Here is a 17,427-nt window from a genome sequence, read left to right on the forward strand (position 1 = left end):
GACGAAACTGTCATAGACCATGCGCGGCAAAGGCAGGCGCGCATCGATCCACTTCTCAAGGCCGGTTGATGGCTCGTAGCTGGAATGGCCACTCATAAATCAGTCCCCCTCAACCGATCTTGATTACTTTATCGGAAACGAACGAATAGGTCGGGATCGCCAGGTTCTGCGGCGCCGGNCCTTTGCGGATGCGGCCGGCCGTGTCGTAGACCGAGCCATGGCAGGGACAGAACCAACCATTGTATTCGCCGGCCTGGCCGAGCGGGATGCAGCCGAGATGGGTGCACGAGCCGATCATGACGATCCAGTTTTCCTTGTCCTTGCCGGCCGAACGGTCGACGCCGGTCGCCTGCGCGTCGGACGGCAGGTTGGCGTTGCGCGCCACCGGGTCCTTCAGGTCGGAAAGCGGCACCTCATCGGCAGCCTTCACTTCCTCGGGCGTACGGTTGCGGATGAAGATCGGCTTGCCGCGCCACTTGGCCGTCAGCGACATTCCCGGCTCGAGGCTGGAAACGTCAACCTCGATCGAGGCCAGCGCCAACGTCGAAGCATCCGGACGCATCTGGTCGATAAACGGCCATGCAACCGCAACGGCCCCAACCGCCCCCGCCATGCCTGTGGTGAGATAAAGGAAATCACGGCGAGTCGGCTCGTTTGCGGCTTCCTGGTTCGTGCTGTCTGTCACGCGTTTGACCTTTCGACGCTTGGATCGATCGCTTCGCCGACTGGCGTCCCCTTGCTTAAGCAAGCGGCTGAACAGCGATTATGACCTAAATAGGTCGAAGGGCGCTGCCGGTATTTGCGCTCCCTCAAAGATCGCTCCGCTCGCCCGACCGCCCCGGCAAAACAGATCAACTTTCCTACGGTCCTTGCACGCAAGAGGAAGTGCAATTGAGACTTTGCTTCTCCAAAAACGTGTGCTACGGTTTTTGCTGTGGGGGAGCCGCCATGACCGATTTGATCGACAAAGCTCCGAAGGAAATCACTCCCCGCGGACGGCGGCGGGTCGAGGTCCTTGCTTTCCTCGTTTTGGCGTTTGGAATCTGGCCGCTCGTTGCCGTTGGCGTCGTCGGCGGATACGGTTTCCTCGTCTGGATGTTCCAGATCATTTACGGCCCGCCGGGGCCGCCTGCGGGTCATTGAGGGCGTCATGCGGACAGAGCCCATCTCACGTCGAGCGTTGTTTTTCGGCCGACCTGCCAGGAGAAACATCGGCATCTGTCCTCCTGGGGCGACGGCCGAAAGCCTCAACGGGTGCACGGGGTGCGGGCTTTGCGCCGAACGATGTCCGACCGGCATCATCCGGCTTTCGGACGGGATGCCATCGATCGATTTCGCTTTTGGTGAATGCACCTTCTGCGGCGAATGCAGCTCGGTCTGTCCCGAACCCGTCTTTTTGACCGTGAACGCCGATCGTTTCCCGCATGTCGCGGTTGTCGGCGACGACTGTCTCGCGAAGCGCCACGTCGCCTGCCAGTCGTGCGGCGAATGCTGTCCCGAGCAAGCGATCCGCTTCCGCCCGCGAATGGGCGGCCCGTTCGTCCCGGAACTGAACGAAGCGCTCTGCAGCGGTTGCGGCGCGTGCATCAGCATATGCCCGGTCAGCGCCATCGGCCTTCAGGCCCACGAAGCCGAGGCCGCCGATGTCTGAGCAGCCGCAGCGCTATCATATTTCCAGCGCGGTGATCGCGACGGTGCCGGCGCGAACCGAAGCCGTCCTGGCTGCAATCGCCGGGATGGAGAATGTCGAAGTCTATGGCCACGGCGGCGGCAAGATCGTCGTCGTGATCGAGGGAACGAATACGGGCATGCTCGGCGAATGCCTGACGCGCATTTCGCTCCTCGAGGGAGTGATCACGGCGAGCATGGTTTTCGAGCACGTCGAGACAGAGGAGATGCGAAGCGATGACCGGAACACTGACGCGGCGTGACATCCTGAAGGCCCACGCCGCCGGCATCGCCGCGGCGACCGCCGGTATAGCACTACCCGCCGCCGCCCAGCCGGTACCAGGTGGCGTCGAGGCACTCGAGATCAAATGGTCCAAGGCACCCTGCCGCTTCTGCGGCACCGGCTGCGGCGTGATGGTCGGCGTGAAGGATGGCAAGGTAGTCGCCACCCATGGCGACATGCAGGCCGAGGTCAATCGCGGCCTGAACTGCATCAAGGGCTATTTCCTTTCCAAGATCATGTACGGCGAGGACCGGCTGAAGACGCCGCTCTTGCGCAAGCGTAACGGCGTCTATGCCAAGGACGGAGAGTTCGAACCGATCACCTGGGACGAGGCGTTCGACGTGATGGCCGAGCAATGCAAGAGGGTGCTGAAGGAGAAGGGACCGACGGCAGTCGGCATGTTCGGCTCCGGCCAGTGGACGATCTTCGAGGGCTATGCGGCGACGAAACTGATGCGCGCCGGCCTGCGCTCCAACAATCTCGATCCGAACGCTCGCCACTGCATGGCCTCGGCGGCCTACGCCTTCATGCGCACCTTCGGCATGGATGAGCCGATGGGCGTCTATGACGATTTCGAGCATGCTGACGCCTTCGTGCTCTGGGGCTCGAATATGGCGGAGATGCATCCGATCCTGTGGACCCGCGTCGCCGACCGCCGTCTCGGCCACCCGCATGTCAGGGTTGCGGTTCTATCCACTTTCACCCATCGCAGCATGGATCTCGCGGACATACCGATGATCTTCAAGCCGGGGTCGGACCTGGCAATCCTCAACTACATCGCGAACCACATCATCCAGACCGGGCGGGTTAACCAGGACTTCGTGGATCGGCATACGCGGTTCGCCCGCGGAGTTACCGACATCGGTTACGGGTTGAGGCCGGATAATCCGCTGGAATTGAAGGCTGCCAATGCGACCGATCCGGCGAAGATGGAGCCAATTGACTTTGCCGCCTTCAAGAAATTCGTGTCCGAGTACACGCTGGAAAAGGCAGCTGAACTGAGCGGCGTTGATGCAGGCTTCCTGGAGCAGTTGGCGGAACTCTACGCCGATCCGCAACGCAAGGTCATGTCGCTCTGGACGATGGGCTTCAACCAGCATGTGCGCGGCGTCTGGGCGAACCAGATGGTCTACAACATCCACCTGCTGACGGGTAAGATATCGGAACCCGGCAACAGTCCCTTCTCACTGACCGGGCAGCCGTCGGCCTGCGGTACCGCGCGCGAGGTCGGCACCTTTGCCCATCGCCTCCCGGCCGACATGACCGTTACCAATCCCGAGCACCGCAAGCGTGCGGAGGAAATCTGGCGCATCCCGCATGGCATCATCCCGGAAAAGCCGGGCTACCACGCCGTTCAGCAGGACCGCATGCTGAAGGATGGAAAGCTCAATTTCTACTGGGTGCAGGTCAACAACAATATCCAGGCAGCACCCAACACGAGCAACGAGACCTGGCAGGGATACCGAAACCCGGAAAACTTCATCGTCGTCTCCGATGCCTATCCGACAATCACGGCGATGAGCGCCGACCTGATCCTGCCGGCTGCGATGTGGGTTGAGAAAGAGGGCGGCTACGGCAATGCCGAGCGCCGGACCCAGCTCTGGCGCCAGCTTGTCCAAGCCCCCGGAGAGGGACGGTCGGACCTCTGGCAGATCGCGGAATTCTCCAAGCGCTTCAAGACCGACGAGGTCTGGCCCGCCAATATCCTCGACGCCAATCCGGAATATCGCGACAAGAGCCTGTTTGACGTAATCTTCCGCAATGGCGAGGTCGACCGCTTTCCCCTCAGCGAACTCAATGCCGACTACGACAATCAGGAAGCGAAGGCCTTTGGCTTCTACATTCAGAAAGGCCTGTTTGAGGAATATGCCACCTTCGGGCGCGGACACGGCCACGATCTCGCACCCTTCAACATGTACCACGAGGTGCGCGGGCTGCGTTGGCCGGTGGTCAACGGCCAGGAGACGCTGTGGCGCTATCGCGAGGGCTTTGATCCTTTCGTGAAACCTGGCGAAGGCGTGAACTTCTACGGCCAGCCGGACGGCAAGGCGGTCATCCTGGCCGTCCCCTACGAGCCGCCGGCGGAGGCCCCGGATGATGAGTTTGACGTCTGGCTGGTGACTGGCCGCGTGCTGGAACACTGGCATTCGGGTTCAATGACGTTGCGCGTTCCCGAGCTCTTCAAGGCATTCCCGGGTGCACGGGTATTCATGAACGCGGAGGACGCCCGCAAGCGAGGCATCAACCAGGGTGCGGAAGTGCGGATTGTGTCACGTCGCGGCGAGATCCGGTCGCGTGTCGAGACGCGCGGGCGAAACCGCATGCCGCCCGGCGTCATCTTCGTTCCCTGGTTCGACGCAAGCCAACTAATCAACAAGGTTACTCTCGACGCCACCGATCCCATCTCAAAACAGACGGATTTCAAAAAATGCGCGGTCAAGATTCTCCCCGTCGCCATTTGAGGCGGCCTGATTGGATGCTGGTCACGGCGGGTATTCTGCTTTTCGTCGCGACGGCCACGATTGCCCAGGTATTGCCGGAAACGGCACCGCAACTGGTTGGGCGAGTGCCGTCGATGGCGATCGGCCCGGCGGCGCCACTGCCGAAGTGGATCGTGGACGACCGCCGCAGGATGCGCGCCTATCCCGACCAGCCGCCAGTGATCCCTCATTCGATCGAGGGATACGAGCTCTCGGTGAACGCGAACCGATGCCTTTCCTGCCACAAACGCGAGTTCACCCAGGACTCCGGTGCGCCGATGATCAGCGTGACACACTACATGACCCGTGATGGCCAGATGCTCGCGGATGTCTCGCCCCGTCGCTACTTCTGTACCGCCTGCCACGTGCCGCAGGCGGATGTGCGTCCGCTGGTGAACAACCTGTTCAGGGATATGAGCGAAATGGGCGTCAAGCCTGCCGGAAGCGAGTGACGCCGATGATCTCATGGATCAGGAAAGCGATTGTCTGGGCCTGGTCGATCCTGACGACGCCGGCGGCCACGATTGGGCTCGGCGTGCTGACGCTCGGCGGTTTCATTGGCGGCGTGATGTTCTGGGGCGCGTTCAATACGGCGCTGGAACTCACCAATACCGAGAAGTTCTGTACCTCCTGTCATGAGATGCATGACAATGTTTACCAGGAACTGTCTCGCACGATTCACTTCTCGAACCGCTCAGGCGTCAGGGCTACCTGTCCGGACTGTCACGTGCCGCATCAATGGACCGACAAGATCGCTCGCAAGATGCAGGCATCCAAGGAGGTGTGGGGCAAGATATTCGGCACGATCAATACGCGGCCCAAATTCCTGGAGAAGCGGTTGGAGTTGGCACAGCACGAATGGGCGCGTATGAAGGCCAACGACAGCCTGGAATGCCGCAACTGCCACACCGCGGTGGCAATGGATCTGCAGAAGCAGACGCAGCGCGCTGCCGAGATTCACACCCGATATCTGCTATCTGGACAGGCAACCTGTATCGACTGCCACAAAGGGATCGCACATGAGCTTCCAAACATGGAAGGCGTCGACCCCGGCTGGAAGATGCCGAAAGAGCTGGAAGGCAATGCGATGACGAGATCGACGCCGATCGAGGATCTGCAGGATGCCATAGCCAGAGCGCATGGATCCGCCTCCTCGCAGATGGTTGATTGATCTGCCGCGGAAACCGCACGCGAAGTGGCCATTCATTGGAAGGACGGCAAGTGGATGAGACCGCCTTCCGCCGAGTGACTGACAGCCGAACACGATCGCGGTGAGAACCTCGCCCTCCCCCGTGAGAGGAAATGTTTTATCGGTCGTTCTTCTTCACGTGGCGTGTAACCACACGGGCGCGATCGAACGAGATGACAGTCGCCATTCAAGCACCGTTCGAAGCCCCGGCATTTTGACGACACTGCGACGGATCGGTTCATTCGGTGGACAGATAGGGCGGCGGCTGGTTTGCATAGTACCGGCCTGCCTCTTCAATCTCTTCGGGCGTCATCGCGCGCGCAACGTTGCGCATCTGACTGCTGATGTCGTTCTGCCGCGAGCCAGATACGAAGGCCTGGAGCTGGGTCTTGAGGTAAAGTTCGGACTGGCCCTCGAGCCACGGACTGCCCAGCTTGTTTTCAATAGTGCCATGACACGAACCACAGGGCGCGATTCCTCTTGTTGGCGCGCCGCTGATCACGATGCGCGGGGCCGGATTGGCCCCGGCGGGATGAAAGCCCGGCAGTCGCGGCAAGAAGGCGTAGTATGCGGCAAGGTCCTGCATGTCCCGCTCGGTCAGTTTCGCCGTGAACGGGCTCATGACAGCGTTGACACGAACGCCGTCCTTGAAGTCGCGAAGCTGCTTATAGACCACGCTCGCATACTGGCCGGCCAGATTCGGGGAGTCTGCGCGGCTTATGCCTGTGGGGCCGTGACAGATGGCGCACTGCTGCGCAAGCGTGGCTCCTCTGCCTATCGCCTCCTCGTTGCGAGTTCGCGAAACTGCGGTTGCAATCTTCACAAGAGACGTCTTGTAACCTGGCTGCACGGGTTCAGAAGCTTCTCCGCGCTGCGGCAGCCCGGCGGCCCGGCAGATGGTATCCCATAAGCCCACCACCTGCTCCCTTGCGTCAAGGCGCGGAAGCAGCACAAAGCCCAATAGCGCGGCGACAACGAAGATTGCGGCTGTGACGAAGACGCTGGTCAGCGTCCACCGGTTCCGAAAGCTGGTCAGCCTGTCGCCGTTCATCACCTTTCTCCCACATATACCGCTGGCACGGAGGTGTCATTGCGTATGGCAAGTTGAAGGATCGGATATCCATAGTTCGTGATCGTCAGTGCTACCATCAGGCCAACCCAAAGACCGTAGCTGTTCAGGGCAGCAGGAACTCTCGTGGTAGGATGGACGGCCAGCGCGAACCGATACTCCTCCGGCTGGCTCGGCGAAGCGAGATGCGAGCGGATAAGAACGACAAGGAAAAGAATACCCGAGGCAACGAGAATGAACCCGCCAATTGCCGAGAGCACGACCGAAACCGCCTCGTTCGCAAGCGCCGGATCCGTATAGTCGAAGAAGGACATCCGGCGCGGCATGCCGAGGATCCCGACATAGTGCCAGGGAAAAGTCGTCACGATCATTCCGATGAACCAGAGCCAGAGCTGGAGCCTGACCAGACCAAGGCTGACGAGAGGACGTCCCGTCAGATGGGGCCACAGGTCATAAGCGATGGCGAAATACATTATGACGATCGCGCCGCCGAAAATGAGATGAAAGTGTCCGGTGATCCACTGTGTGTTGTGGATCGACGCGTCGAGCTGGTAGCTCATGTTTATGAGCCCCCCGGCCCCGCCGAAGCCGAGCATGATGAAGGAGAACGTCACCGCCAGCATCATGGGGTTGCGCCAGGGGAGCGCTGTCAGCCAGCCGAAGGCGCCTCTGCCACCTCGCGCACGCGCCGCGATTTCCACAGACGCCAGTATGGTGAAGACGGTCAGCAGCGTTGGAAGTGCGACCAGGGCGGTGAAAGTGGAATGGATGAACTTGAAACCTGCACCGACCTGAGGGTCGGCGAAGGCGTGGTGGATGCCGATCGGCATGGCAACCACGAGAAAAAGTATGAACGAGATACGCGCCATGCTGTCGCTGAAGACGCGACCGCCGATCGCCCGCGGAACGATCGTGTAGTAGGCGATATAGGTCGGCATGAGCCAGAAATAGACGATTGCGTGCAATGTCCACGAGAAGAACACGCGCGCAAGTCCGGCGTCGATCGTCGATTTGAACCCGAGTGCAACCGGGATGATTTGCAGCAGTAGCTCCAGGGCGGCGCCGACGGCGGTCCATGCCCATAGATACGAGCCGGCCACGTTCGCAAACATGGCGAGTGGCACTGGTGCGCCCGGATTGGCCCTTTTCCAAACCCTTAGATTGATGGACATGAGAGCCACCCAGATCCAGGAGCCGACAACGACCATCACAACGCCGATATAGTAGAGCGCGCTTCCGATCAAAGGCGGGTAGAAGGTGTAAAGCACTGACGCCCGACCAAGGGACACGGGGATCATCGCGATAACAGCGCCGACCGCAATCAGCCAAAAACCAGTCCAGGCCCAGCGGACTCCAACGAGGGCCTGTTTCAGGGAAGCCTCGCTGATCGCATAGCCGAAGGCCATTGCGACGAGCGTTGGGAACACATAACCCATCACCGTGCCATGAGCGGTCAGGGAACGGTAATACCATTCAGGATTGCTGATCCAGGGGGAGAGCGGACTGCGGACGTACATCTGCCAGGCGCCGAGCGGCAGGGCAAGGCCAAAGGTCGCGAAGGCGAGCCAGAAGTGCGCCAGAATTAGCCTGCGATTATGGAGCACAGGAAAGCCTCCTCTTGTCCGCAATTTCCGAAAGGAACTGCTGCTTGTCGACGGCCTTCACTTTCGCCCACATGCCTTCGTGGCCAACACTGCAGAACTCCTGGCATGGCATGAGGTGTTCACCGGGTTGGTCGAAGCTGGCCTTCTGAACCGATACGTAACCAGGAACAAGCATCGTGTTGATGTTGGTGCCCTGGATGAGGAAGCCATGCACGACGTCGGCGCTGGTGGCCCTGAAGGTAACCGGGGTCTGAGTTGGAACGACGATGCAGGGCGGGGAGAACGAATACTGCTGGCCGATCGCCCTTACCGTCACGGAGCCATCCTGCTCAACCGCGCTGCCCAGATTGGATTCAATGAACTCGCCCTGGAGATGGATCGTGGTCGGGTCGATGGTTTCGACTGCTGTCTGCGGCATGGTCGTCTGATGTATCCCGGCGAACGCCGCCATCCCCGCCAAAAACACAATAATCAAGATCGCAACGGTCGCCCAGCGCCGTTCGACGCGTTCAGCGACCGCCGCCGCTTCGTTGTGAACATCGCTCATCAGACACTCCGGGGCACGAACACAAGCAGATAAAACAAGACCCACATTGCAACGACGGCGGCGGTCGCAATCCCGGCCACAACAACTGCTCCTCGTGGCCCTTCAGCGACAATGCGTTCGACCATCCGGTCGTCGGGGATATGGGCAGGCTCGTCAGGATTGATCATGTCGTCCTCATTGCAGTGGAGCAGATCGAAGCTTGTTCGCCTCGGCGGCGCTGACCGGGGTGCCACGGTTGCCCCATGCCGTCCTGATATATGATGCTACCGCGGCGACCTCGTCATCGGAAAGCGTGACGGCAAATGGCGGCATGCCATGCGGCATGGGGTTCTTGGCGGTAGCCGGCGGATATCCGCCGTTAAGAACCATGCGAATACCATTTACGGCCGATTCCATCTGGATCGACTGGTTTCCGGCTAGCGGCGGGTAATGAGGAGGCTTTCCTTCGCCCTCAGCCCCATGACAGCTCGCGCAGTGCTTGTCATAGACGGTCTTCCCGAGACTGATGAGGAGGCTTGCTTCTTCGGTCCTGACGGAAGGTTTTGGCGGGGAAGGTTCATCCTGCGCGATGCTTTTCAGATAGACGGCCATCGCGCGCGTGTCCTCGTCGGTCATGTACTGAAGACTGTTGTACACGACCTCGGCCATCGGCCCGTAGACCGCTCCGCGCGTCGATATTCCCTTCTGCAAAAGATCCGAGATCTCCTCGATCGACCAGTCGCCCAAACCAGCTTCCTTGTTCGATGTCAAAGATGGAGCATACCAGTCCTGCATCGGAATCAAGCCGCCCTGAAATGCTTCGGATTCGCGGCTCCCACCGAGTGCGTTGATGGGCGAATGGCACATGGCACAGTGGCCGAGCCCCTCCACGAGATAGGCGCCCCGGTTCCACTCGTCAGACTGTTTTGGATCCTGTTTGAATTCACCCTCGTTGAAGAAAAGGGTTCGCCAACCAAGGATCAGAGACCTGTTGTTATACGGGAATTGCAAGTCATGCGGCCGGTTCGTCTGGCGCACCGGCGGAATCGTCTTCAAATAGGCGAAGATCGCATCGCTGTCGTCCCGCGTGACCTTTGTGTAGGAGCCGAAAGGCATCGCGGGATAGAGGAGACCGCCGTCCGGGAATCTCCCGCTGTGCATCGTCTTGTAGAAATCGTCGGCCGACCATTTTCCAATGCCCGTTTCGGCGTCGGGCGTGATGTTCGAAGTATACAACGTGCCGAAAGGCGTGGGCATCGAACGCCCCCCAGCAAATAATTTGCCCTCGGGCGCCGTATGGCATGCGACGCAGTCCCCGGCTCGCGCCAGATACTCTCCCTTTTTGACGACATCGCCCGATTGCGGCGACTGTGCGGCAGCCGGCACCAGCGTTGCGGCTATCGCCAACATCGATGACACGACAAGAGCGGTTGATATTCGAAAACGCGCGCTCATGGCGTCCTCCCCTTCTCGGGCTGGCTGCCGCACGCAAAGGGCAACGAATAAGAGCCGGCGGCAGATGGCGCAGGATCGGCGGGCTGAGCCTGATTGGCGAGATAAGCTGCGACGGCTCGAACATCGTCTTCCGTCAAACGTCCCGCGACGAGCTGCATGCAGTCGGGCGCAGTGGCCGTGCGTGTTCCATAGCGCCATCCTCCGAGCTGAGCACTAATGTAACTGGCGCGCAAACCGAGGAGGCCGGGAATACCAGGCTCCTGGCCAGTCAGGGAGCCGCCGTGACAGCTTACGCAGGCCGGAATAGAGCGGTCCAGGTCGCCCTGCGTCACAAGCGCGTGCCCGTGATCAAGGGCTGCCGCGCTGGCATCGGTTGGCGGCTTCTCGGGAAGCGCCGGCCGCTGATCGGCGAAATATGCCGCAAACTGCCGCAGATAGTCGTCCGTCAGGAACGCGAGGAGATAGTTCATTGGCGGATATTTCCGCCTGCCCGATTTGAACGCTTCCAGCTGGTTGTAGAGATATCCGGCGGGCTTGCCCGCAAGCCGTGGGAAATACGGATCGTTGGTGCCCTTCCCCTGCTCCCCGTGACAGGGTGTACAGGCCTGGACACGGTCAGCCATGTCCGGAGGATAGGTCTCCTCCGCAGACGCCACCGCGCCCAGGAGGCTTAGACAGCTTGCAAGGAAAACCCCTCGTACGAACACCAGCGCCCCCCACAGCATCGCACTTAAAAATCGTGATGCGATAGGATATCGCGCGAAGGCGCCTGTCAAGTGTGCCGAGGTATAGCTTTTCAGTGGGCGGTCGGTCGGCTAACCAAAGGACTTGGTCAAAGTATTTTTGTCGCTTAAAGGCAGAGTTTCTTTAGCTGACTTTGCCAACGAAGCCGCGCTTCGGCACGGCTGCCAAGATGGCAAGCCGTAGAGATGTAGTTGACGACACGGCGTACCCCGAAGACGCGTTCCACCGGTGCCTCGGCAGCGCTTCATGTTGATGCGCTCGCAAGCGTTCTGCGCAATGTAACCACGCCGACCGACGGTCGCCCTGACGATTTGATGGATAAGTCCAAGCTTTGGTTGAATTTGATTTCGCATTGCTGCCTGGCGGGTTTCCGACACGCGTGAAACGATCTCGACAGGCTGATGCGACTTCCTCAATCGACCGGACGTGCGGGTCGGTGCTTCGACCTCTCCGGGAGCAGCACATGAAGCGGGACGAATACGGTTCCAATGCAGGAAGGAAGCGCTGGAACAGCTCGAAAAAAGTGATCTTCAGAACGCGGTCGTATCGATGATGGGGAACATGAAGCGAGGTCCCGGCGCTATTCCTGTCGCGGGATTGGCCGTGGTGTAACCCTTGGTGGCATGTGAAAACATGATTACACCTATCTTCGTACCGAAATTGGAAGCTAACCGATAGTCCGACATACAAGCTTAGCGCGATTATTTACGATTTTACTGATCTCGATAGCATCAACGGACATGATGCGAGATTCGCCACTCTCCTGCATGATTGCGCCGCACAGTTCGGATACACGTCGACGAACCAGAGCAAGGCCAACTCCGACGTCTTTCGCGAATATCCGCCATCCTTCGGCGTCTATCTCGGCAATGTTTGCCCGCTTGCCGATTCTCATCGCCATCTTTGGCGAAAGGTCAGGATAGGCTACCGTGGAAAGCAAATCATACAACGGCGCCATTCTCGGCCCCTGGCTGTCGTAGAGGATCGAATAATTCTTGCCATGAGCGTCGGCATTTCCGACAATCAGATTGAAAATTGCTGCGTCCAAGAGTTTAGCGATATCAGTTGCAGGCCTTGCCGATACGCGCCGCAGCAGCTCGAAGCAGTCCTTGAAAGTCGGCCCGCCTTCGCTGGCATATTTGCTTTCCGGTGGCACACCGAGCGCCTGACAAAAGTCTTCCTGATGGATGCGGCGCATGATGCCGAGGTTATCCCGCACGCGGTCATACCGCTCGACCAAGAGAAATGGACGGCCCTCCACAGACCTTGCTTCGACAGACGCAACGTCGAGGCCTATCTCGGCGGCAAGGCTCATCACAAATGCTTCGTTTTCAGTCGTCCCTTTAAAGCGCGCTATTGGCGGCTTCAGGATGTGCGTGGTCGGCTGCCCCGGCAGTGGGAGAGCAATCTGGCCATCTACGACAACAACAGGGACCTTCGATTGCGCGCCAGCCAAGGATAGCCTCAATCCCTCCTCGCCGGCCAATAGCGGCCTGTTCGGAAGGGCGTCCAATATTCGAACGATCCCGGCGTTATCCAGAGGCGTCGGCTGGTTTCCAGCATTCATCGTTGCATCAGGCGGAACTTCGCCTTCCGGCAGCAACTGTAGCGCGCCGGCAACGTCGCCGCCCAAACGATCGAGAAGCGCGAAGTCATTGCCAGGTGAAACGCCCAAAGCCTGTGCCGCAACCAGGCGCTGGCTTTCTTCGGGGAGAAGCCCCCCGAAAAATGGGCGGCACTCACGGCGCGAGAACTGTTCCGGCCGCTTCGGTAAAGAGGCGGAAAGTGGCGGCGTAGTCTGGTCGCCAAGCCATGCCTCCGCGTACTGAAAGGCAATATCGCCGTGCCTGTCCTGGGTAAACTGGCCAACGACACGATTGTCCCACCATACGCTGAGAACCTTCGTCATCATCGTCTGCGCTCACCAGGTTCTAAGATATCGATGGAACAACCAAGCGTCTGCAGAACTTGCAACACTTTCCCAATCTGTGCTGTCGGCTTGCCGGCTTCAAGATCGACAATGAACCGCAGGCCAACTCCGGCAACGCCGGCAAGCTCGTCCTGCCGCAGGTTTTGCTCCTTGCGTGCTGTCCTGACCAAGGCGCCGATATCGGCTGGACTTCTGACCTGTTTCGCCATCTTGAATTTCCCGATCGGGAAGATAGCAGCATATTTGCTGCGTTGTCGAGAAAATTTTCCCGATCGGGAAAACAATCCAAGTTAGCGCGGAAAATACTCACAAATTTCCCGAACGGGAATATGCTCACGCAGCTAACTGACGGTCCAAGAACTTGATCGCTTTCGCGTCTCATGGATTGAACCGACAAAATTCTTCTAGTCGATCATAGGTCAAGAGAGTTACGGCATGCGCAATTTGGTCCGCCGCGAAGCTCATTGGTACTGTATGTGCAAACACAAGCGCACCGTCCACTATGGTTTCGCCAAGCTTCAAGTGAGCGCTGAATGCCGCTTTATGCTCATTTGTCAGCCTTACGCGCTTCAAAATGCCTGGCCAACAAATCCGGCCGCCCTTTCTCGTCGGTTTTGCCGCGGAATTTTGATAACTGCTTTGCAATCTCGCTTGGCGTTTTAGCAAACTGAAGATCTTCGCATTCCAAGAGCATGACACGGCCATCCAAGTGCCACGCCAGAACGTCAATGTCGCCAGGATCTTCCGATAGGCCCCTTCCGAGAACTTGCGAAAATTTCCCGCCACGGCGAGCATCCCAGCTCTTGCAGACGGGCAACAACGTGCTCCTCCGCACGTCGGTACGCCGCGACCTGCGACACGAAGTGGAAGAAGGCGAACGACACCTCGACCGCCGGCGGCAAGATCCTGGAGCTGGCAAGCTTATGGACGGAGCAGCGCGCACTTGCGAAGCCCACTCGGTCAGTCTCCTCGCCAACACGCCAGCCATTGCCGTCGATACGCGCGAATTTAGACACGATATATCCGCCGAGAGTGTTGGCGACTGCTGCTGATTGTTCGGTGGCAGAACTATCAATGTGGAAGGAGTGAGTGGCTAGTCTAGCCATAACTGTGCATATATTCGTCTTCTTCGAAATCCTCGAAACCTTGGGACCAGCGCTTGCCGGGCCAGATATAGTCCACTCTCCCTTCCACGGGGCGGTAGACGGCAGTGTAAAGCGTCGGAAAGGAACCGTTCCTGGAATACAACGGCGGTAAAAGAAATAGATCGGTCAGTCGCGAGAGTGTCATGGTTGGATCATCGATCGCCTGCTGAATCAGATGCTGGCGCGCCAATGATGACGATGAGGGCCTGGCGGTTCGCTGATGGTTCGTGCAGGCCTTCAACCTTGTAACTATCGGCCGCTGGTGGGGAGCGAGCAGCACTGTGGCGTAGTGCCCTGAACGGTCGAGGACGGTCACGTTTTGTGGGAGCGCTACTGGTATTCGGCAGAGCGTCGCCACCGCCTGACTTACATCGTGGCAAGTTTCGAGGATGTAGCGGATGATCAAAATGATCGAGAAGCCAAGTCCTTGAGCACGGCTGCCGCCAAGGGTGACACTGGCGACAAGTCCGTCCTCGTTCATACCATCGACACAGCCTCCCCAGGGCCGCTGCGCCTTGCAGATCACCCGCATTCCCGACCAGGCTGTGATCTCAAATCGTTCCGAAACAATATCGGGTGGGTAATCGAAATTGCGGATGAGGGCTGGCCCTCCTCTTCCCAACCAGACGGCCTGACTGCAGCCGTGGCGTTCTGGCGCAGGACGGAAGTGACTGAGCATTCGATGCGCCACGTCATCGTCGCCAACGAGGTCGCACGCGCGGTCGTAGTGGAGCGTCAATTTCGGCATGTAATTCACCAAGGCCGCGCGGCAATCCTTCGCCGTTGGCGTCGGTGATACTTGATGGCCGAAATACCATCGTTCTGCTTCCGCTCGCCCAGCAACGAACCGGGAAAGCCAAGCCTTTCCGGGGCGATCTTCCCGTTCCATGAGAAATCTCTTGAACATTGTGCAGCTATTGTAACCCGCTGCAAGCGGTGCGGCTACGTCGCTCTATTGCTCTAAACAACAACCGATCGTTCGGCTCTGCTGCGGCGGCAACTCGGCGTAGTCACCCGGTTCAAGTTCAGGCTGCACCCGCCAGGCCCGGTTGCCTGGTCGCGCGCCGCTACAATTGGAAAGGAGGATTTTGGGCGGATATCACAGATGAGGCGATTGATTCGTGGCCCGGTTGAAGATTGGCGGCCTCATTGCCGAGCTGTTCGAGGGTGGCGTCGGTTCCGCCTTTAAAAGGTCGCCGGCGACGACGTCACAATCACCCGAAGCATACTGTTCAAACAGACGCACTTAGACGATCTCAGTCGCGAGCTGCGCGTCCAGAACGGTCATGCCCTCATGTCGCGCAAGTGCTTTCCGGATCTGCCCTACGATTTCCCGTTCGGCCTTGATGCGTCGCCGCATCAAGCAGAAGAACGATCGCAGGAGATATCCGATGGCATCCCACGACAGCCTGCAGTCGCCGTTCTTCAAAGCCAGCAGGACGTCGACAACCTCTTGCGCGGCATCCATGTCGAACAGGCGTTCGGTGGATCGTCTATTTTCGGCCTCCACGCGATCATGGTCCGGCATGATTGCATGCAGTGACGCAGAAACAACATGTTCCTCCAGGCCATGGGTTGCCTGGAGCAGCGGGATCAGGCCGCCCGTCACGGTGTCACACAGCCTCTCGTCTACGTGGCAGGGAAGAAAATCGGCAATCGCTTCCAGAAGGTCGCACCACGATACAAGCTGCCCGTAGCAGGCCTCGAGCTCGGCGAATTTGTTCGGCATTTGCATGATCGCCATCTACCTTTGCAGAAAGAGGCTTGCGGCGATCGCAACGGCGGCAAGGACGGCTGACACGACGCCCGTCCGCTGCAGGACGCCCATGCGGTAGAGCGTGATTGCGAAAATGACGATCACAGGGGTGGCTATGGAAAGTCCGATCTGGGCGTCGGTCATCATGTTCTCCTTTGAATCGGACCATAGGCCGGTCGAGAACAGACGTCTTTGAGATCGATCAAAGAGACAACAGCAGGCCCGGAGGCGACGGAAGGAGCGAGAAGAAGTCGGGGAACGGGCTGGCTACTCAATACGAAATGCCAGCCTTTGCCGTCCCGGATATCGTCTAGGACGGCACCAAGGTCTCATGTCTTGGTAAACAAAACCTTGCCGACAGGATTGACCGCTGATGCGAGGACCCTGGGGTTTTTGCGTTTCCTCAAAGAAGAAAGCAGATCCATTGCCTATCGAGGGCGCATGACCTCGACGACATCAGACGATCTCGCGGAGCCTGGAACTGGCGACCTGCTTGTTTGGATTCTTGCCTGGAGCGAACTGGCCGCGTTCGGGGCTCTCCTGGCTGCGTTTGTGATAGCCTCCTGGATCAGTCCGGAGGACTTCCTCGCAGGCAGGGCAAGGCTGGACACCACCATACCCATGGCAAACACCGTCGTCCTGCTTGCAAGCGGTTGGTTTGCCGCAATGGCCGCCCGGCAAACGAGATTGTTGGGGCGGCGGTTATTGTTGCTCGCAGCTGCGGCAGGAGGGTTTCTCTTCACTGCCCTGAAGATCCATGAGTACGGTCAGGAGGGAGCGACCCTTCTTTCAAACGACGCGTTCTCGACGCTCTATGTGCTGATAACGGGCTTCCACCTGGCGCATGTGCTCTTCGGCTCTTGCGTGCTCGCCCTGATAGCTCGCTTCCCTTCCCGTGAGAACGTCCACCTGATGACGACCCTGTGGCACGTCATCGACATTGTGTGGCTCGTAATGTTTCCGCTGGTTTACCTTCTATGAAAATCGAAAACCGGACTTCCGCAGGTCCGACCAAGGCGCTTGCCTATCTCTTCGCGCTCACCGGATGCATTGCCATCGGCTCGACCTATCTGGGCGTCGCATCAAGACCGGCGTTCATGGCGCTTGTGGTCGTTGTTGCGATCGCAAAAGTCAGATTGGTTGCTGCCGATTTCCTTGGACTTCGCGGTCGCCGTTCGCCGATTTACCCAGCCTTGATTGCATGGGCGATGACCATCCTTTCCATGGCATTGCTGAAGACCCTCGCTTCGGGCACGTTTTTCTAGATCGCACTGGTCCAGAGCAGACAAAGCAATCCGTCGAGCGCGGCAAGGTAATCGGGTCGGTGCCGGCGCAGGTGCCCCTCGCAATGGACGCTATTTTGCGATCGACCGAAGGTGCCGTCGGAGCGGGCTTCGACGTCTTCCCGGTGTCCAGCCCGGCCACGTTGGCCTGTCGACATCCGGCTGCCTTTCTATGACGCCCGCCGCCAAGCTCAGACCTCACCAACAATGCGTAATCCTTCGCTTACTTGCGAATTGACAAAGACCCCCCGGCGGAATTCGGCCATCCACCAATAACGAGCCCCTGGCTCGATTT

21 protein-coding genes are annotated in these 17,427 nt (G+C 59.1%); 8 read left to right on the forward strand and 13 right to left on the reverse strand.

Annotation, left to right across the window (positions count from 1 at the left end; genetic code table 11):
- Positions 1-109: 109 nt before the first annotated feature.
- Positions 110-685, reverse strand: coding sequence for a ubiquinol-cytochrome c reductase iron-sulfur subunit (petA, locus tag RHIBUN_RS0118890; RefSeq protein ID WP_025660751.1), 576 nt, complete (start codon positions 683-685; stop codon positions 110-112).
- A 263-nt stretch (positions 686-948) separates the two neighbouring features.
- Between petA and napE the strand changes: the two genes are divergently transcribed.
- Genes napE through RHIBUN_RS0118920 form a run of 6 tightly spaced genes read left to right on the forward strand, consistent with a single transcriptional unit; the run spans position 949 to position 5,602 of the window.
- The gene (gene napE / locus RHIBUN_RS0118895) at positions 949-1,143 is read left to right on the forward strand and encodes a periplasmic nitrate reductase, NapE protein (RefSeq protein WP_025660752.1); all 195 of its coding nucleotides are present in this window, start codon (positions 949-951) and stop codon (positions 1,141-1,143) included.
- Between the two features lie 7 nt (positions 1,144-1,150).
- Positions 1,151-1,651 carry a ferredoxin-type protein NapF gene (locus RHIBUN_RS35475; protein WP_084659737.1) on the forward strand — a complete coding sequence of 167 codons (501 nt, stop codon included), beginning with the start codon at positions 1,151-1,153 and terminating at the stop codon, positions 1,649-1,651.
- Complete coding sequence (locus tag RHIBUN_RS0118905; RefSeq protein WP_025660754.1) at positions 1,644-1,931, forward strand: chaperone NapD; 288 nt, start codon at positions 1,644-1,646, stop codon at positions 1,929-1,931. Before RHIBUN_RS35475 ends, RHIBUN_RS0118905 begins: the two co-directional genes overlap by 8 nt.
- Positions 1,906-4,413, forward strand: a complete 2,508-nt coding sequence (gene napA / locus RHIBUN_RS0118910) for a periplasmic nitrate reductase subunit alpha (protein WP_025660755.1) — start codon at positions 1,906-1,908, stop codon at positions 4,411-4,413. The genes RHIBUN_RS0118905 and napA overlap by 26 nt, the downstream gene beginning before the upstream one ends.
- Positions 4,380-4,883 (forward strand): nitrate reductase cytochrome c-type subunit, encoded by a 504-nt coding sequence (locus tag RHIBUN_RS0118915; RefSeq protein WP_037089420.1) that lies wholly within the window; start codon positions 4,380-4,382, stop codon positions 4,881-4,883. The genes napA and RHIBUN_RS0118915 overlap by 34 nt, the downstream gene beginning before the upstream one ends.
- An 8-nt stretch (positions 4,884-4,891) precedes the next feature.
- Entirely contained in the window at positions 4,892-5,602 is a 711-nt protein-coding gene (locus RHIBUN_RS0118920) for a NapC/NirT family cytochrome c (RefSeq protein WP_025660756.1), read from the forward strand.
- A gap of 256 nt (positions 5,603-5,858) precedes the next feature.
- Here RHIBUN_RS0118920 and RHIBUN_RS0118925 read toward each other — a convergent pair whose 3' ends face one another.
- From RHIBUN_RS0118925 to RHIBUN_RS36885, 12 genes are all read right to left on the reverse strand, one after another.
- Positions 5,859-6,671, reverse strand: coding sequence for a c-type cytochrome (locus RHIBUN_RS0118925; RefSeq protein ID WP_025660757.1), 813 nt, complete (start codon positions 6,669-6,671; stop codon positions 5,859-5,861).
- Positions 6,671-8,293 carry a b(o/a)3-type cytochrome-c oxidase subunit 1 gene (locus RHIBUN_RS0118930; RefSeq protein ID WP_025660758.1) on the reverse strand — a complete coding sequence of 541 codons (1,623 nt, stop codon included), beginning with the start codon at positions 8,291-8,293 and terminating at the stop codon, positions 6,671-6,673. Before RHIBUN_RS0118930 ends, RHIBUN_RS0118925 begins: the two co-directional genes overlap by 1 nt.
- On the reverse strand, positions 8,283-8,840 hold the full coding sequence (locus tag RHIBUN_RS0118935; protein ID WP_025660759.1) for a cytochrome c oxidase subunit II: 558 nt from the start codon (positions 8,838-8,840) through the stop codon (positions 8,283-8,285). Before RHIBUN_RS0118935 ends, RHIBUN_RS0118930 begins: the two co-directional genes overlap by 11 nt.
- Positions 8,840-9,007, reverse strand: a complete 168-nt coding sequence (locus RHIBUN_RS36880) for a hypothetical protein (protein WP_018856232.1) — start codon at positions 9,005-9,007, stop codon at positions 8,840-8,842. Before RHIBUN_RS36880 ends, RHIBUN_RS0118935 begins: the two co-directional genes overlap by 1 nt.
- A 7-nt stretch (positions 9,008-9,014) precedes the next feature.
- Positions 9,015-10,274, reverse strand: coding sequence for a cytochrome c (locus RHIBUN_RS0118945; RefSeq protein WP_025660760.1), 1,260 nt, complete (start codon positions 10,272-10,274; stop codon positions 9,015-9,017).
- Complete coding sequence (locus RHIBUN_RS0118950; RefSeq protein WP_245271691.1) at positions 10,271-10,897, reverse strand: c-type cytochrome; 627 nt, start codon at positions 10,895-10,897, stop codon at positions 10,271-10,273. The genes RHIBUN_RS0118945 and RHIBUN_RS0118950 overlap by 4 nt, the downstream gene beginning before the upstream one ends.
- Before the next feature lie 788 nt (positions 10,898-11,685).
- On the reverse strand, positions 11,686-12,930 hold the full coding sequence (locus RHIBUN_RS0118955; RefSeq protein ID WP_025660762.1) for a type II toxin-antitoxin system HipA family toxin: 1,245 nt from the start codon (positions 12,928-12,930) through the stop codon (positions 11,686-11,688).
- Positions 12,927-13,157, reverse strand: a complete 231-nt coding sequence (locus RHIBUN_RS0118960) for a helix-turn-helix transcriptional regulator (RefSeq protein WP_025660763.1) — start codon at positions 13,155-13,157, stop codon at positions 12,927-12,929. Before RHIBUN_RS0118960 ends, RHIBUN_RS0118955 begins: the two co-directional genes overlap by 4 nt.
- A gap of 338 nt (positions 13,158-13,495) precedes the next feature.
- On the reverse strand, positions 13,496-13,765 hold the full coding sequence (locus tag RHIBUN_RS0118965; RefSeq protein ID WP_156932724.1) for a hypothetical protein: 270 nt from the start codon (positions 13,763-13,765) through the stop codon (positions 13,496-13,498).
- Between the two features lie 281 nt (positions 13,766-14,046).
- Positions 14,047-15,000, reverse strand: a complete 954-nt coding sequence (locus RHIBUN_RS0118970) for a C45 family autoproteolytic acyltransferase/hydolase (RefSeq protein ID WP_025660765.1) — start codon at positions 14,998-15,000, stop codon at positions 14,047-14,049.
- 339 nt (positions 15,001-15,339) lie between these two features.
- Positions 15,340-15,828: a hypothetical protein gene (locus RHIBUN_RS0118975; protein WP_025660766.1), complete on the reverse strand. Its 489-nt coding sequence runs from the start codon at positions 15,826-15,828 to the stop codon at positions 15,340-15,342.
- Between the two features lie 9 nt (positions 15,829-15,837).
- A complete protein-coding gene (locus RHIBUN_RS36885; protein ID WP_018856222.1) occupies positions 15,838-15,993 on the reverse strand; it encodes a hypothetical protein in 156 nt (51 codons plus the stop codon).
- A 297-nt stretch (positions 15,994-16,290) separates the two neighbouring features.
- Between RHIBUN_RS36885 and RHIBUN_RS0118985 the strand changes: the two genes are divergently transcribed.
- Together RHIBUN_RS0118985 and RHIBUN_RS0118990 are read left to right on the forward strand one after the other, a co-directional pair.
- Complete coding sequence (locus RHIBUN_RS0118985) at positions 16,291-16,830, forward strand: cytochrome c oxidase subunit 3 (protein WP_025660767.1); 540 nt, start codon at positions 16,291-16,293, stop codon at positions 16,828-16,830.
- A complete protein-coding gene (locus tag RHIBUN_RS0118990; protein WP_025660768.1) occupies positions 16,827-17,114 on the forward strand; it encodes a hypothetical protein in 288 nt (95 codons plus the stop codon). The genes RHIBUN_RS0118985 and RHIBUN_RS0118990 overlap by 4 nt, the downstream gene beginning before the upstream one ends.
- Positions 17,115-17,427: the final 313 nt, after the last annotated feature.

This window comes from Rhizobium sp. IBUN, from assembly GCF_000510625.1.
Lineage (GTDB): Bacteria > Pseudomonadota > Alphaproteobacteria > Rhizobiales > Rhizobiaceae > Rhizobium > Rhizobium altiplani.